Genomic DNA, 15860 nt, shown 5'->3' with positions numbered 1-15860 from the left:
ATCCGTGCTTCAAATTTCTAATAATGAACTCGTAACCTATTTATTGAATCAAAGTTATCTAAGCTGCTTCCTGTAATACTGGCATATGAGGAATATCTCTTATTGCATTTTCCTTCCATAAAGACATGGTATAAATGTAGAAATTGAGCATTTTCCTTCTGTATTGTTCTTTCTTAATTGAATAATCAGATCATAGGCAGGAATACAATAGGTTTTATCCCTCTTAGAAATCGCATTGAGTCAATTGAATTCTTTCATCTTTTTTAAATTTTTAAAAATAAAATCTTACTTTTGCTGCATTATGAAATTCAACCCATGGATTAACTATTTCATCTCCATATTTATCTGGCTTTTTTTCTATCGCAAAAAAGTAACTCGTGCTCTGATCTGCTGGATAGGCTGGGCTGTGCCATACACCTTTGTTAAGAATAATCCCTTGGCCCTTTTTTAGATGAAAACATAGAACATTCTCTGCTTTAGGCTTTTCATTAGGATCATTCAAGTTTTCAGTTGATGCTACAGGCTGAATAATGTCTTGGCCGATTGCAATTAATAGTTCCTCACGACTGTCATGACGTTCCATTGAATCGATTACGAATGGTCGTTCATGGGAATTTACTAGTCCCATCCCAACTTTGGTATCTACATCCATCATTTGGATGTAATTCCAGCATTCCCACCCCTCACCCATCTTAGTAGGTGAGGATTCAGGAATATCTACTATTCTACCAAAAGCTTTGAAATTTTCTTTTGTAAGAGTGATAATTTGGGTCTCCATTCATACCTTCCTTTTTATTAGAAACTAAAGTCGCCAACATTATCTTTCGTAATAACTTCTGTACCAGTTAGAATTTTATCATCCTGTACTTTTACTTCTCCTACTGTTGGGATCTCCATTCCATCAGTCACTTCCTCACCATTTGATAGCATGTTTAGGACATGTACGGAAGCATAACCTAATTTTGTTGGATCCCAAGTAACTAATTGCTCAATAGTACCGTTGTTTACATACTTCTCTACTAAACTAGGAACCGCAAATCCAGAAATGGTGATTTGTCCTTCTTCAATGTTTCCTTCTGCTACAGCTTGCTCTACAGCCTGGGCTGCAGCTGGTGCCTCAGCTCCTGCAAATCCAACAATACCCTTTAAATCCGGATAAGTACTGAGTAGATTTTGAGCATTTTCAAATGCTTTTTGTTGATCATCATCACTGGAAACAGTTGTCACTACTTCAATATCCGGATATTCAGCTGCCAGCAATTCTTTCGCTGCCTCAACTTTTGCTGTCTGGTTTTGGGCAGCTAAACTTGCTACCATAAATGCAATTTTACCTTCTCCACCAATTTGTTCAGCAGTCATCTCTACAAATTGTTTTCCAAGCTCTTCATCTGTTGCTGCTGCAATATAATATTCTCTACTAGTTTCAGGTGCATCGCTATCCCAGGTGATTACGCTTACATCTTGGCTTTGCGCTGTTTCAAACCCAGGTGCTACGGCCTCAGGATCGTTTGGAGCAACTGCAATCCCACTCACTTGTCTTGTAAGCATATCTTGAATCATATTAATTTGTTGAGAAGAATCGGTAGTAGATGGAGCGTTAAAAATAACGTCAACACCTAAATCTTCTCCAGCTTGGTTTGCCCCTTTTTTGGCTGCAGACCAGTAAGCAGGGCCAATTGATTTAGGGTTAATGAAGAAACTTTTTGATGTCTCTCCCTCGCTTGAGCCACTATCTCCTTCATTACCGCCGCCATTATTCCCCGTTGTTTGCCCCTGGGTATTGCAACCCACTAACAATAACAAAAACACCATCAAAACTACTGAAAGAAATTTAGTGAAATTTTTCAATTAAATCTCCCCTTCTAGGTTTATTTATTTTGCCTACTAACAGCTATAAGAATCAATACTCCTAAGATAACAGTTTGGAACAGAACTGAAACTCCCATAAGATTCAAACCATTTCTTAAGGTACCGATTATTAATACACCTAAAAAAGTACCTACAAGGCTTCCTTTACCGCCAAAAATATGTGTACCACCTATTAAAACTGCAGTTATGACATCTAGCTCAATTCCCTCACCAGCATTTGCTTGAGCACTGGCGTATCTCGAAACATAGAATATCCCGGCAATTGCAGCGAACACACCACTCATTAAAAATGTTAAAAAACGAATTTTAGTAACATTTATTCCAGAGTATCTAACAGCTTCCTCATTATTTCCTAGTGCGTAAGTATATCTACCAATTCTTGTTTTTCTAATGATAAAGTAAGCAAGTCCAAACAAGAGAACCATAACGATCACATTAAATGGAAGGCCAAAAAGTGTCCCTTGTCCAAGGAAGTAAAAGGCATCTGGATAACCACTGATTGGCTTTCCCTCTGTAATGATATAAACCAATCCCCGGAACATTACTAATGTCCCGATAGTTACAACGATTGCTTGCATTTTATATCTTGCAATCAATAATCCATTAAGTGAACCAGCTAGCGCCCCAACTATTATGGCTACAAGAACACTAAGCCAAATGTTTACCCCGCTTTGAAATAGCACTCCAAGTGCTACTGCTGAAAGTCCTAATATCGAACCTACAGATAAATCCATAGCACCCGAAATAATTATAAAAGTCATTGGGATCGCAATAAGCCCTATGGTAGTTACCTGTATTAAAATATTAAATAGATTCAGCTTTGTTAAAAAGTAGGGAGATTGCGTACTGAAAAATATAATCAACCCAATTAACAATATAGTGAGAATAAAGATAGTATTTATTCTAAACGATGGTAAAATTGGGTTACTTCGCTGAAGCTGACCTGACGAATTCATACCAATTCTACCCCCTTGTTTGAAATTTTCCTGCTACGCTGTATTGTATTCATTACAATCGCAAGAATTAGAATGAATCCAGTAGCCGCATCTATCCAATATGCAGAGGCCTGGCTTAAAACGAGACCATTCTTAATAATTCCCATTAACAGCACGCCAATCATAGTTCCGGCTAAAGTGCCAACTCCACCAAATATACTTGCTCCACCTACTAGAACAGCAGCGATCACCGTAAATTCGATTCCATTTCCAGCCGTAGAAGCTTGAACACTTCCTACATTTGCTGCAAACGTTATGGCCGCTATTGAAGTAAGGATTCCACTATAAACATAGACTAAGAATTTTGTCTTTTTGGTACTCATTCCTGCCAATTTTGCAGCTTCTGGATTTCCCCCAATAGCATAAATTCTTCTACCAAACTGAGTTTGACTAAGTATATACCAGAAGGTAACAGCAGCTATGATCAAGAATGCTACTGGTACTGGAATACCTAAAATAGAACCTTGCCCGAAGTAATTAAAACTTTGCGGGAAGTTTGTTACCCATTCTCCACCGCTTATGGCAACTGCAACCCCTCGAAAAATAAACATTGTTGCAAGAGTAGTTATGATATCTGGTATGTTAAATCTCGTAATAAAAATCCCATTAAATGCACCGCACAATGCACCAATCATAATTCCCATTACAGCTGCTAAAGCTGGGTTTAGCCCACTGTTCACCAGCATGCCTACAATAGTTGCTACTACAGCTAGTACTGATCCAACAGAAAGGTCAATGCCTCCAAACAAAATCACCATTAACATCCCAATTGCGATTAATCCAATTGTTGTTATTTGAGTAAGAATTAATGAAAAGTTACCAATAGATAAAAAATTGGAAGATGTGATAGAAAATGCAATGAAAATTAAGATGGTAAAGATTAAAATTGGTGTCTCATTTCTACCTATTATTTTATTCATCCTCTACACCACCAAAGCTTTTTCAGAGTCAGAAGCTTCTTTTAATAAAGATTGTTGAGTCGCTTCCCCTCTTCCAAATTCGTTTGTAATATTACCCTCGTTCATTACCAGGATGCGATCACTAAGACCAATTAACTCGGGCATTTCAGAAGAAATCAATATAAAACTTAACCCTTCTGCTGCCATGTTGTTTATAAGTTTGTAAATTTCGGCTTTCGCTCCAACATCAACCCCTCTGGTCGGTTCTTCCATAATCAATATCTCAGGATTAGTAGCCAACCATTTCCCTAATGTAATTTTTTGTTGGTTTCCTCCACTGAGAAGGTTGACAGTTTGAGTTTGATTTGGAGTCTTGATTTTCAACTTTGAAATATAATCTTCAGTAATTTTTCTTTCTTCCTCGTTATTGATAACAAGATTTTTTGATATATTCCTTAAGACAGGTAAACTCATGTTATCCTTAACACTTAATTCTTTTACTAATCCCTGGCGATGACGATCTGGTGGTAAATACGCAATGTTATATCCCATTACATTTCGAGGTATATTGATCGATACTTCTTTTCCACCAATATTCACGGTTCCGTTTCCTTTTTGTAAACCAAATAATCTTTCAGCCAATGTATGGGTTCCTGATCCAACGAGACCGAAAAAACCCAATATTTCACCTTTATATAATTCGAAAGAAACCTCGTGTCCCTTTGTTAAACTGAAATTCTTTACTGAAAGAATTGGCTCACTGGAAATAGTATTAGTTTTTGGTGGATATAGATTTCCAACTTCCTGGCCAACCATATCATTAATGAGTTTATCTTCGTTGGTTTCTTCTATTTTTTGTGTTGATACCTTTTTTCCATCTCTTAAAACCGTAACTTTATCAGCAATTTCAAAAATTTCTTTCATTCTATGAGACACATACACAATCGCTACTCCGTTATTTTTAAGTTGATTGACGACATCAAACATTTTTTGAACTTCGTCCTCCGGGAGTGCAGCAGATGGCTCGTCCATAATTAAAATTTTGGCATTAAATGAGAGCGCTTTCGCAATTTCAATGACTTGTTGACTATGCACTCCTAAATATTGGACCTCTTTTTTTACATCAATATTTGCTCCTATAGATTTAATTAATTCATTCGCCTGTTTGTAGATTGATCCCCATTTTAATTTGCCGAATTTATTTGTTGTGCCATTTCGATCTAAAAAGATATTCTCGGCTGCAGATAAGTTAGGGAATAGGTTAAATTCTTGATGGATGATTGAGATACCTAACTCCTGGGCATCAGTAGGATTGTTTATCGTCACTTTGTTACCTTCTAGATATATCTCACCTGATGTGTGACTATATATACCTGATAGAACTTTCATTAAGGTGGACTTCCCTGCTCCGTTTTCACCCATTAATGCATGGACCTCGCCTGGATACAATTCAAAATCCACTTCATTTAGTGCTTTGACTCCAGGAAACTCTTTCGTGATATTTTCCATCTTAAGAATAGTCTCTGTCATTGGGTTGTCTCCTTTACAATAAAATTTTCATATTCCTGTAAAGTTGGTAATGAGGATTGAGCTCCTTTCTTAGTAACTGAAAGTGCTGATACCTCAACAGCTTTTTTGACAGCTTTGCCTAGATCTCCATATCGAATCCAAAATGACGTAACTGATGCTACAAAACAATCACCTGCAGCTGTTGAATCGACAACTGTAACTTTGGGTGGTAAATAATGCTCAATTGCTGAAGGAAAACTTAAAAGTGCTCCATTCTCTCCCAGAGTTATGATAACGTTTTCAATTTCTTTTGTATGAATTTCCTGAGCAGCCACTTTAGCAGAACTAAATTCATTCACATAGATTCCGGATAGTTGTGTAGCTTCCGTTTCATTTACAACTAATAGATCAACCATAGCAAGGACTTCCGGATCTATCGGAACGATAGGAGCAAGATTTAAAACGATGTATTTCTTATTTTTTCGTGCTTTTCGGATGATATATTCCGCCACATCTTGCTCCATCTCCAGTTGAAGTATCACGGCTTTAGAAGCCCTAAGCAATTCCTCCGAATCCTTAATATCTTCCTTACTAAGAAATGCATTTGCTCCTTTATCAGTAACAATCATGTTATTTCCAAATTCATCTACTGAAACCATAGCAATTCCAGTATTACAATTAGGGGTTGATTTTACCTGATCGGTTATAATTCCTTCTTGTTTAAGAGCCATTAGCAATTGTTCACCAAGGTAGTCAGCACCAACTCGTCCTACCATCCCTACACTTGAACCAAGCCTTGACGCTGCAACTGCTTGATTAGCAGCTTTCCCCCCCGCTATCATGCTGAATTCTTTTGCGCTAAGTGTTTCTCCCTTTTTGGGAAGATTATTAAGAAAGGCAACAAAATCCATGTTGAGACTTCCATACACTAAAATATCAAGTTGTTTATTCAACATAGATCCCTGCTTCGTGTCTCACTTTATTTACTTCTTCCATAAACGCTTTCACTCTTTCAGTATCTACTGGGTTCCACCATAATTCATCCTTTTTAAGTGAGCTTCCAACGATACATCCATTTGCTATAGACATAATTTTTCTAGCATTATCCTTATTCATTCCACTTCCTACAATTACAGGTAGATCAGTATTACTCTTGATTCCAGAAATCTCATCTACTTCAGTTTCATCACCTGTTCTGTTACCAGTCGCAATCAACACATCTGCATCGAAGAAAACAGCGTCATGTGTTTGATCGGCAAGGCTCCTATCTGCCACGATTGAGTGACTTCCGTGTTTAACATGCACATCAGCAAAAATTTTAATATCTTCACCCTTGATATTTGATCTATATCTTAGAGCTTTGGCAGATTGCCCTTCAGTAAAACCTTCGTTCGCTATGTACGCATTCACCCATTGATTAACCCTTACAAAAGGAAGATCATTTGCTTTTGCTACGGCTAAGCCAGGGATAGCTCCATTTGCCAAGCAGTTAATACCTATTGGTAGATTTGTTTCTCTTTTTAGTTTTTCAGCAAGAGTACTTAAGGCTGCTACCGTTTCCATTCCAATATCTTCTGGTTTAGAGAAAGGGATATCCCATGCATTTTCAATAATTAAGCCATCCACTCCACCTTCCTCAAAAGCTCTTACGTCATTCAGTGCAAATTCAAAAACACTTTCCATAGATTCACCTTTATAATGAGGTGCTCCTGGTAAAGCTTTTAGATGAATCATACCGATAATCGCTTTATCTTTACCGAAAATTTCTTCAATATAATTTGATTTAGATGGGAAAATTGTGCTTGACATAATATTCTCTCCTTTTATCGTAATTTAATTGAGTACTTGTACCTATCTGCACGATATGTCATATTTGTGTATTCGTACGGCCTTCCATCTTGTAACCTGGTAACGCGTGATAACTTTAGAACAGGAGCAGTCGAAGGGATTTTTAAATATTTTGATTGAGCATCACCTGCTAAACTTGCCTCAACCGTTTCATCAGACTCTCCCCAAGTTATTCCTTCTTTTGCTAGCGTTAAATATAATGATTCCTTCGCAAAGTCATAATCTTTAAAGTCAATATGAGGCGTTAGATGATAATTAATAAAAGCTTCATGATAGCCAATAACCGTGTTATCAACCAGACGAAGTCTCACTAACTTAAAGACTTTGCTCATAGGGGCTAAATTAAAGATTCTTTGAAGCTTTTCACTACATTCTACATTTTCTGCTTCTAAAACAATCGAATGAACTTCATGGCCCTTGGCACTCATATCTTGGGTAAAGCCTGTTAATTCTGGACGTATAGGTTGCAACTTGGGCTCAGCTACATAAGTTCCTTTACCTTGAATCCTCTCCAACACTCCTTCAGTTACTAGTTCCGTTAATGCTTGTCTTACAGTCGTACGACTTACGTTATACATCTTTTGTAGCTCCATCTCGGTAGGTAAAGTATCACCTGGTTTCCAAACTTGTTTTTCAACCTTTTCAATAATGACTTCTTTAAGTTGAATGTATAAAGGAAGTGGGTTTTGCCTACTAATTAGTGCCAATTTATTTTCCTACTTTCTAATTTATTAATAGTAGTGTTATAGTGTTGTCATAACAAATCATCTTATTATATTGTGTCATCATGTTGTCACAACAAATTTATAAGATAATTTAACATTAAAATAATTTTAATTTTCTGTCAACATTAATTTTAATATTTTTTAATACCAGATATTGATTTCGATACAAAAATCACTAAAAGGCAAAGAAGATATTCCTTCAATTGGATTTTAAAAGCAGAAAAAAGAAGGAGGCTAGCTCCTTCCTAGAGTTTTAAACATATCCTTTTTCTTTTAAGCTGTTATATCCTGCTTTAGCATTTACATTCAGGTGATCCAGCACTTCACTCCTTCTCATCATTCCGATTACGAAAACGGGTGTAGAAGGATAAGCTTTAGATGGGAGTAACGGACAGTTTTAAAAATGAATTTATAAAAATATAATTCTAGTTATAAACTGGCATTCTTTTCCTCCCCAACTTTAATACCTAATTCTTTTAAAATCTCCTCATTATGTTCCCCTAGGTTAGGCGCAAAACATTTAACTTCAGTAGTTGTTTTCCCAAAATTCACTGGAAATTTGATGCTTCGTATTTCTCCTTCGGTTGGATGACGGACTTTCTCAAAGAATCCAACTTGGGATAAATGTGGATCATTTAATAGATCTTCTGGCGTATTGATTCTTGTACATGGGATATCCCCTTTTTCAAGTATTTCTATCCATTCTTCTGTTGTTTTGGTAAGCATTATTTCTTCGACTGTCTGATAGACGAAATCAATATTTTTTGAGCGTACTGATATATTACTGAATCTTTTATCTAATTTAAGGTCATTACGTCCAGACACCTTAAAAAATGATTCCCATTGTTTGTCATTATAAATCATGACCCCAATATAGCCGTTCTTTGTCTTATACGGTTTACGATAAGAAGAGGTAACCCTAGAATAATATGTCCTTCCAATAGGAGGAGAAAAGGTCTCACCATACATATGCTCAATCATTGTGTATGATACCATTGTTTCAAACATCGGAACCTCAATCTCTTGACCCTCCCCACTTTTTTCTCGACTAAATAGGGCTGCAAGAATTGAACTTAGCCCCACTAATCCAGCTGTTTTATCTCCTAATACAGTAGCTAGGTATTGTGGTGTCCCTGTCATTTCACCTTGTGCCGCAGCCATCCCTGAAGCCCCCTGGATAATGTCATCATATGCTGGTTTGTCACCATAAGGGCCATCTTTACTAAACCCATACATCCCACAATAAATAAGTCTACTATTTACTTGTTTTAAGGCTTGATATGATAACCCTAGCCGATCTATTGATTTTGGCCGTAAAGTATGGACAAGAACATCGGCTTCTTCTATAAGAGAATATAGTATATCCCGCCCTTCTTCACTTTTTAAGTCGAGGGTTATACTACGTTTATTCCGATTTAAATGTAAAAAGAGACTCCCCATCCCCTCATTCTTCGATGGTCCTAAATAACGTGTGGTATCTCCTGCAGGACTCTCTACTTTAATCACATCTGCTCCCATATCTCCTAACATCAAAGTGCAGTATGGTCCCATTACTACAGACGTCAAATCAATTACTCGGATTCCTTTCAAAGGACCACTCATTCTAATTCCCCCTTTTTTAATCTCGAAATCTCCTAAGATGATATTTCAACTGATTTTCTTAAAATTAATCCTGCTCGTTTTGTTTTAACAACCAGCTCTCCCGTCTGGTTATAACCACGGTGTTCAAACCAGATGATACCTGAATCATGGCGGGATTTAGATTCTCGTTTCCCAACGATTTCCGTTTCTGCTCTGATTGTATCCCCAACCCGAACTGGAGCTGGAAAGGTAGTTTCGTCAAATCCAAGGTTGCCCAGAGTTGTTCCTTCTGTTAAGTCCCCGACGCTAACACCTACAACAAAGGATAAGGTGAATAGACTATTGACAATTATTCCACCAAATATAGTCTTTTTTGAATATTCTTCATCTAGATGTAACGATTGTGTATTATGTGTTAAGGTCGTAAATAATAAATTATCCGTTTCAGTAACAGTTCTACTTGGACGATGAGGATAAATGTCTCCAACAGAGAACTCTTCAAAATACTTACCTCTAGACAAATATAATCACCTCTATCCATTAATTTTGTTGGTTGTGTTGAAGCACTTTCTTCGCCGTTTTCACATGTGCGTAATCAATGTGTTCCCCTTTATAGGTGATTGCGGTTTCCCCTTCACGCTCTGCTTTCTCAAAAGCTTCAAGCATTCCCTGAAAATAGGCAATCTCTTCTTCATAGGGGGAATAAATTTCATTTACAATTGGAACGTTTGATGGATGAAGAACAAGCTCACCTTCAAATCCAAGTTGCCGATTGAATTTTGCACTTTTTCGTAATCCTTCAAGCTGATGTATATCTTGCCAAAGCCCTCCAATTGGGATGACGCCAGCAGCACGCGCAGCCATTACTACTCTAGATCGCATGTACAAAGTCTCTAACCCCTCAGGTGTCCATTGATAACCAAGTGCCCTTGCGACATCCCCATTCTTTGCACTAAGCCCTGCAATCCCCATTACTCGATCAACACAAGCAATTTCATACGATAGTTGCATAGACTTTGCAGTCTCTAATATGGGTAGTAATGATATACTTCCAATATTAAGCCCCTCTTGAATCTCGAGTTCTTTTATGAAAGAAGATATACATAAAATTTCATCAGGTTCCTCAATTTTCGGTAGTACTATTCCTTTTAGCCCCTTTTTAACCACCATGTTCAAATCTTCCTGATCGAATCCTTGGTCGTTTATATTTATACGGACAAAGAGATTTATACCTTTCGAATTTAAAAGAGGGATTGCCTTTGCAACATTGTGCCTGGCTTCGTCCTTTAAATTGATAGGAACGCTGTCTTCGAGATCCAGTATGATAGCATCTGCATTAGAAGAAGGAAGATTATTAAACCATTTCTTTTTAATCCCTGGAACAAATAGCAATGTCCGATATTTTTCCATAATGCAACCTATCCTCTCTCGATTTTTCTATAACCTAATGAATAAGATAAATCCTGTGCTGCCTTTTTTACTCGTTTTATATAATCCGATTCTTTGCTTTTTTCATAATCCGCAATAGGAATAACACAAATAATACTTCCAATCACTTCTTCACTTGCCCCGAAAACAGGTGCTCCTACACTGAGAGCTCCTTTTTTCCGCTCATTAGCTGTTATCGCATAACCTTGATCTTTGATAATTTTAAGCTCCTCTAAAAATTTCTTTCTATCGCTCTCAGAATCTATTTCTTCCTTCAGAATTTCCAAAATGTTCGAGTGACTTAAATGTGCAAGTATATTCTTACCACTTGCGGCTATATGAATTGGTTGTAGCACCCCTATTTCAAGTACATACTGTAATGCACGCGAACTTTTGACACTTTCAACAAAAGATAATTTTCGATATTGGGGATAATAAAGCCCCAAATAGACTGAATGATGAAGATCCATTGAAAGCTCATTCAAATAAGGTCTTGCCAATTTTTTTATATCTACATTTGTAGAAATAATGGAAGCCATACGAATAAGATCAGAACCAACCTTATATTTACCTGTTCTCTCAGAATACTCTAGTAAATACTCACTTTTTAAGGTCGAAATTATTCGGTGAACACTGCTTACAGGCATATCGAGAAACCTTGAAAGTTCATTTACTCCCCACTCATTTTTTTCATCTGTAAACGCACGGAGAACTGAAAAAGTTTTATTAATAACATTTTGTTTCATTTTTTTCTTCCTGTTCCTTTACAATTTTTATTTCTGACTATCTATTTTATCATTAAACTAGGAAGCCATAATGTTAGGAACGGCATAAGAATTAATAGCAGAAGAATAAATAAATCCATTAAAACAAACCACGTTACCCCTTTAAATCCTTCTGTTGTCTTAACTCCAGCTGCACCTGTAGCAACAAATACATTCATCCCAACTGGTGGTGTCACGAGTCCTATTTCTACTGTTTTGGTTACAAGGATTCCAAACCAGATCGGGTTAAAGCCAAGGGATATTATAATAGGAAAAGTTAACGGCAAGGTTAAAATAAGTATGGCGATTTGATCCATAAAGAAACCAAGGATTAGATAAATTAAGATAATGAACGTTAAAATTATATACTTTGATATCTCCATCCCTTCTATCATCATGACAAGGTTTTGGGTTATTTGAGTCATGGTCAAAAAATAGCTAAAAATATGGGCCCCGATAATGATCGTCATAATCATTGTTGTCGATTGAATCGTATCATTAAGAGCTATGCTGAATTTCTTTATATTCATTCGACGCATAAGGATTACCACAACAAAAGTAATAAATGCACCTAATGCACCTGCTTCAGTGGCTGTTACGATACCACTGTAAATACCTCCAATAACCGCAATGATAATTAGAAGCATTGGCCAAACTTTCTTTAAAGATTTAAACCGTTCTTTCATACTTAACTGTAACTGGATTTTAGGTGCAACTTCTGGCTTTAATTTGACCCAGAAAACAATGATTATGATGTAACCAAGAGCAGTGAGAATACCGGGTATAATCCCTGCAATAAGTAGTGAACCTACTCCTGTTTCTGTCAAAATACCGTAAAGGATGAGAATGATACTAGGAGGGATCATAACAGCAAGCGTTCCTGAAATACTAATAACTCCCATGGTTAAAGCGGTATTATAATTATACTTTTTCATTTCTGGCGTAACTGCCTTTGCCATAGCTGCAGCTGATGCCTGGCTTGACCCCGATACTGCACCCATCATCGCTCCGGCAAAAACAGTAGCAATAGCCAGCCCTCCAGGTAATTTACCTAGCCATTTGTAAGCGGTCTCGAAAAGGTCCTTCATTATCCCACTTACGGTCATAAAAGCAGCCATAAGAATAAACATGGGAATCGCACTCATCAAAAAACTTTTAACGCTGTCATAGGGTGTAGTCTGAAGGATTCCCAAAAACGCATCCCAACCACTAAACATTAGTATGCCGATTGAACCAGATACCCCGAGTGCAAATGCAATGGGCATCCCAAATGCAAGAAATAATACAAGGCAAATCAACGGAAAAATGATTGTCATTTATTTTTCACCTCTTCCGTTGTTTCACCTTCAGGTTCCTTCTCTAACAGGATCATAATGGCTAAAAGAATTTGTCTTACCATTATTAAAAAGGAACCAATCGGTACCCAAATATAAGACAGCCACAACGGAAAGTTGATGAGACCTGATGCGATTAAGTTGTTTTGCCATGCATTTAAGGTTAAATGATAACCTTGATAACTAATAAAATACATCAATACTGCAGCTACCAAATAAAAAAAGATATTTAAAAGGTTCTGTACTTTACGTGGTAATCTTCCAAATATAATGTCAAGACGAATATGACCATCCACCTTTTGAACATAGCTCATACTAAGAAATACGAGCATAACCATCAGATACATTTCAGTCACTTCATAAGCCCCGGTAATAGACTTACTAAAAATATAGCGGCTAAGTGCATCTAGAGACGTTAATACCATCATGACGACGACTGCTACTTGAGATAGCCTTAAAAAAAAGACTTCAAGTTTTGTAAACCCTCGTTCGAGGATATCCATCCCCTTCACCATCCTTTGAAAAATAAAGGCGGTCAATGAGAATGACCGCTACCCTACATAAGCCTAATTTAGATTATCTCTTATTTCCTGATATTTTTTAATTGTCTCATCTGCATTAAAGCCTCGATTTTCCAAATCCTCGGCCCATCGATCCCATACAGGTTCTAAGGCTTGATCCCATTTAGCAGATTCATCTTCACTTAACTCATACATTTCAATGTTTTCGGAAAACTCCTTGGCTAATTCATTATTTTTGGTATCAAGATATTTTGATAAATGTTCAACCGTATCGTCACCAGCTTGTGCAAATGATTTTTTTACATCATCAGGGAGTGACTGATATACATCTTCATTTATAGAGTACACAACTGTAAAACTTCCTAAATTAGCTCCTTTAGTAGAATATTTTGCAATTGAATCAATCTGGTACGGAGCTAAGCTTGTAAATGGGAAGGTTACCCCATCAACTGTATTACGTTCCATCGCAGTATAGGCTTCTGTCGCTGGCATGAAAACAGGTGATGCACCAAGTTCATCAAAAGCAAGTTCCATAGTACCGGTTACACGTGCTTTCATACCCTTAAAATCTTCAATCTTTTTAACTGGTTTCTTAGTTGTAACAAACTGATATTGAGGGAGAGCTACTGCGTACAGTGGACGAACACCATTTTTTAAATATTCCTCTTCGGCAAGATAGCCTTTCATCAACTTCCATATTATAGAAGATCCTTCTTTTGAGGTACTGTACGCACCAGGTAATGTTGCAACTTCTGTCAATGGGAGACGGTCAGTAGCATACGAAGTGTAACCAATGTCAATTGTTTTTGATAAAGTTAAATCTAGATAACTGTTTGCCTTTCCAATTTGTTCAGATGGATAATATTCAAATTCAACTTTTCCTTCTGTCAACTCCTCCACTCGATCCATAAAAAACACAATACCTTCTGAAGACAAGTAATTTGAAGTTGGGAAAGAATCTGCAACTTTCAACTTAATAACTTCTTTTTCACTTCCATTTGTCCCTGACGTTGGATTATTCCCACAGGCTGTAACAATAGTCATCAATAACACACATACAATTAATAACCAAGATCTTTTCACGATATTCCCCCTCCATTTAATATTAATAAAATATCAATCTACTAAAGAAGAATTTACTTTTTGAGGAGAATACATTAACACAAATTGTAAGTTTGTATCCCCTCCATTTTTCACTTCATGCATAGCCTTCTTTGGTATCCAGATAACATCCCCTACTGTTAATACAGCCTCTTCTCCTTCAATAATCACTTGGGCCTTTCCCCTCAATATGTACATGATTTGTTCAATCTCTTCGTGGAAATGAGGATCTGCTACTCCACCAGGTTCCATTTCTCCCAAAATGACTTCAATATTCTCGATACCCTCTTTAGGTCCTACAAGACGACGATTATACGTCCCCTCATGCCCAGGGGGAGAATACACATCCACGTCCTTTACATTTTTCCAATAAACCACTTTTTAACCCCCTTTGTTTGCGCTTACATTTAAGTATACATTTGATCATCCCACATTGTGGAATGGTATTCCATTTATTAAAAATAATTTAACATACTATAAACGCTTTGACAATATGTTTTTTGAAAATTCGTATTGTTTCTACATCTTTTGTTTTAATATTTTAATCTAGTTTTATATAAAGATTTAATAGATAAAAAGGAAGGAGGCTAGCTCCTTCCAAGTTATTTATACATATCCTTTTTCTTTCAAGCTGGTATACCCTGCTTTAGCATTGACTACGCGATGATCCAGAACCTCAATCCCCATCATTCGTCCAGCTTCTACAAGTCTTTTTGTTACTTCAATATCTTCTCTGGACGGGTTAGTATCTTGAGAAGGGTGCTGGTGACAAAGGATAATAGCTGCACTGTTATTCAGGATTGCACTTTTAAATACTTCTCTAGGATGGACAATGCTTGCATTAATTGATCCTACATGACAACGATGTACTGCAACAACCCGGTTTTTGGTATTGAGACACATGACAAAGAACACTTCGCGATCATCCTCCCCGATAAACCCAGCAGCCACTCTTGCACCATCTTCTGGAGAAAGTATAATGTGTGTTTGCCCTCCTTCTACCTCTGAAATCACCTGTCTGATCCGTTGAATTTCATAAATTGTTTCCATCTTGAGAACAGCTCCTTTCTTTGTTTGAAAAGAAAGGAATTTTTGCGAAAACGAGTGTAGAAGGATATGAAAGTATGCGTAAGCATCAAGTGGGAAATTACGGACAGTACAAAACCCAATGACTTAGCCAGCGTTTACAGGTATTTTCTCATCTCAGGTACGCTGGCTTAGCTAACTTGGTTTTGGATGTGGCCGTTCGACCACGCAGATCCTTTACCGAGTGATGAGTAAATAAT

General features: G+C 37.0%; 17 protein-coding genes. All 17 read right to left on the bottom strand.

The window, feature by feature from the left end:
• Window positions 1–271 precede the first annotated feature (271 nt).
• Entirely contained in the window at window positions 272–778 is a 507-nt protein-coding gene (locus ACJROX_RS13520) for an ureidoglycolate lyase (protein ID WP_408011237.1), read from the bottom strand.
• A gap of 17 nt (window positions 779–795) precedes the next feature.
• Window positions 796–1848 (bottom strand): autoinducer 2 ABC transporter substrate-binding protein, encoded by a 1053-nt coding sequence (locus tag ACJROX_RS13515; protein ID WP_408011236.1) that lies wholly within the window; start codon window positions 1846–1848, stop codon window positions 796–798.
• 20 nt (window positions 1849–1868) lie between these two features.
• Entirely contained in the window at window positions 1869–2825 is a 957-nt protein-coding gene (locus tag ACJROX_RS13510; RefSeq protein WP_408011235.1) for an ABC transporter permease, read from the bottom strand.
• The gene (locus tag ACJROX_RS13505) at window positions 2822–3784 is read right to left on the bottom strand and encodes an ABC transporter permease (RefSeq protein WP_408011234.1); all 963 of its coding nucleotides are present in this window, start codon (window positions 3782–3784) and stop codon (window positions 2822–2824) included. Before ACJROX_RS13505 ends, ACJROX_RS13510 begins: the two co-directional genes overlap by 4 nt.
• Window positions 3785–3787: 3 nt before the next feature.
• Window positions 3788–5293 carry a sugar ABC transporter ATP-binding protein gene (locus tag ACJROX_RS13500; RefSeq protein WP_408011233.1) on the bottom strand — a complete coding sequence of 502 codons (1506 nt, stop codon included), beginning with the start codon at window positions 5291–5293 and terminating at the stop codon, window positions 3788–3790.
• Window positions 5290–6225 (bottom strand): ribokinase, encoded by a 936-nt coding sequence (rbsK, locus tag ACJROX_RS13495; RefSeq protein WP_408011232.1) that lies wholly within the window; start codon window positions 6223–6225, stop codon window positions 5290–5292. The genes ACJROX_RS13500 and rbsK overlap by 4 nt, the downstream gene beginning before the upstream one ends.
• Window positions 6218–7081 (bottom strand): BtpA/SgcQ family protein, encoded by an 864-nt coding sequence (locus ACJROX_RS13490; protein ID WP_408011231.1) that lies wholly within the window; start codon window positions 7079–7081, stop codon window positions 6218–6220. Before ACJROX_RS13490 ends, rbsK begins: the two co-directional genes overlap by 8 nt.
• A gap of 14 nt (window positions 7082–7095) precedes the next feature.
• Entirely contained in the window at window positions 7096–7827 is a 732-nt protein-coding gene (locus ACJROX_RS13485; RefSeq protein WP_408011230.1) for a GntR family transcriptional regulator, read from the bottom strand.
• A 447-nt stretch (window positions 7828–8274) separates the two neighbouring features.
• On the bottom strand, window positions 8275–9435 hold the full coding sequence (locus ACJROX_RS13480) for a CaiB/BaiF CoA transferase family protein (protein ID WP_408011229.1): 1161 nt from the start codon (window positions 9433–9435) through the stop codon (window positions 8275–8277).
• A 44-nt stretch (window positions 9436–9479) separates the two neighbouring features.
• Complete coding sequence (locus ACJROX_RS13475) at window positions 9480–9947, bottom strand: MaoC family dehydratase (protein WP_408011228.1); 468 nt, start codon at window positions 9945–9947, stop codon at window positions 9480–9482.
• A 19-nt stretch (window positions 9948–9966) separates the two neighbouring features.
• On the bottom strand, window positions 9967–10836 hold the full coding sequence (locus ACJROX_RS13470; protein WP_408011227.1) for an HpcH/HpaI aldolase/citrate lyase family protein: 870 nt from the start codon (window positions 10834–10836) through the stop codon (window positions 9967–9969).
• Between the two features lie 8 nt (window positions 10837–10844).
• On the bottom strand, window positions 10845–11600 hold the full coding sequence (locus ACJROX_RS13465; protein ID WP_408011226.1) for an IclR family transcriptional regulator: 756 nt from the start codon (window positions 11598–11600) through the stop codon (window positions 10845–10847).
• A gap of 41 nt (window positions 11601–11641) precedes the next feature.
• Window positions 11642–12934 carry a TRAP transporter large permease gene (locus ACJROX_RS13460; RefSeq protein WP_408011225.1) on the bottom strand — a complete coding sequence of 431 codons (1293 nt, stop codon included), beginning with the start codon at window positions 12932–12934 and terminating at the stop codon, window positions 11642–11644.
• A complete protein-coding gene (locus ACJROX_RS13455; protein ID WP_408011224.1) occupies window positions 12931–13455 on the bottom strand; it encodes a TRAP transporter small permease in 525 nt (174 codons plus the stop codon). The genes ACJROX_RS13460 and ACJROX_RS13455 overlap by 4 nt, the downstream gene beginning before the upstream one ends.
• 63 nt (window positions 13456–13518) lie before the next feature.
• Entirely contained in the window at window positions 13519–14556 is a 1038-nt protein-coding gene (gene dctP / locus ACJROX_RS13450) for a TRAP transporter substrate-binding protein DctP (protein WP_408011223.1), read from the bottom strand.
• 33 nt (window positions 14557–14589) lie between these two features.
• The gene (locus tag ACJROX_RS13445) at window positions 14590–14952 is read right to left on the bottom strand and encodes a cupin domain-containing protein (protein WP_408011222.1); all 363 of its coding nucleotides are present in this window, start codon (window positions 14950–14952) and stop codon (window positions 14590–14592) included.
• Between the two features lie 228 nt (window positions 14953–15180).
• On the bottom strand, window positions 15181–15624 hold the full coding sequence (locus ACJROX_RS13440) for a JAB domain-containing protein (protein ID WP_408011221.1): 444 nt from the start codon (window positions 15622–15624) through the stop codon (window positions 15181–15183).
• Window positions 15625–15860 lie beyond the last annotated feature (236 nt).

The sequence above is a fragment of the Pseudalkalibacillus sp. A8 genome (genome assembly GCF_045920555.1).
GTDB lineage: Bacteria > Bacillota > Bacilli > Bacillales > Fictibacillaceae > Pseudalkalibacillus.
The sequence above is the reverse complement of the archived record's forward strand: the minus strand, read 5'-3'. Positions and strand labels throughout refer to the sequence as shown.

Bases quoted from the DNA above. Each gene is read 5' to 3' on its own strand.
- ACJROX_RS13490 (WP_408011231.1), bottom strand. From the start codon at position 7,081: ATGTCAAGCACAATTTTCCCATCTAAATCAAATTATATTGAAGAAATT.
- ACJROX_RS13505 (WP_408011234.1), bottom strand. From the start codon at position 3,784: ATGAATAAAATAATAGGTAGAAATGAGACACCAATTTTAATCTTTACC.
- ACJROX_RS13500 (WP_408011233.1), bottom strand. From the start codon at position 5,293: ATGACAGAGACTATTCTTAAGATGGAAAATATCACGAAAGAGTTTCCT.
- ACJROX_RS13520 (WP_408011237.1), bottom strand. From the start codon at position 778: ATGGAGACCCAAATTATCACTCTTACAAAAGAAAATTTCAAAGCTTTT.
- ACJROX_RS13455 (WP_408011224.1), bottom strand. From the start codon at position 13,455: ATGGATATCCTCGAACGAGGGTTTACAAAACTTGAAGTCTTTTTTTTA.
- ACJROX_RS13465 (WP_408011226.1), bottom strand. From the start codon at position 11,600: ATGAAACAAAATGTTATTAATAAAACTTTTTCAGTTCTCCGTGCGTTT.
- ACJROX_RS13510 (WP_408011235.1), bottom strand. From the start codon at position 2,825: ATGAATTCGTCAGGTCAGCTTCAGCGAAGTAACCCAATTTTACCATCG.
- ACJROX_RS13440 (WP_408011221.1), bottom strand. From the start codon at position 15,624: ATGGAAACAATTTATGAAATTCAACGGATCAGACAGGTGATTTCAGAG.
- ACJROX_RS13470 (WP_408011227.1), bottom strand. From the start codon at position 10,836: ATGGAAAAATATCGGACATTGCTATTTGTTCCAGGGATTAAAAAGAAA.
- ACJROX_RS13460 (WP_408011225.1), bottom strand. From the start codon at position 12,934: ATGACAATCATTTTTCCGTTGATTTGCCTTGTATTATTTCTTGCATTT.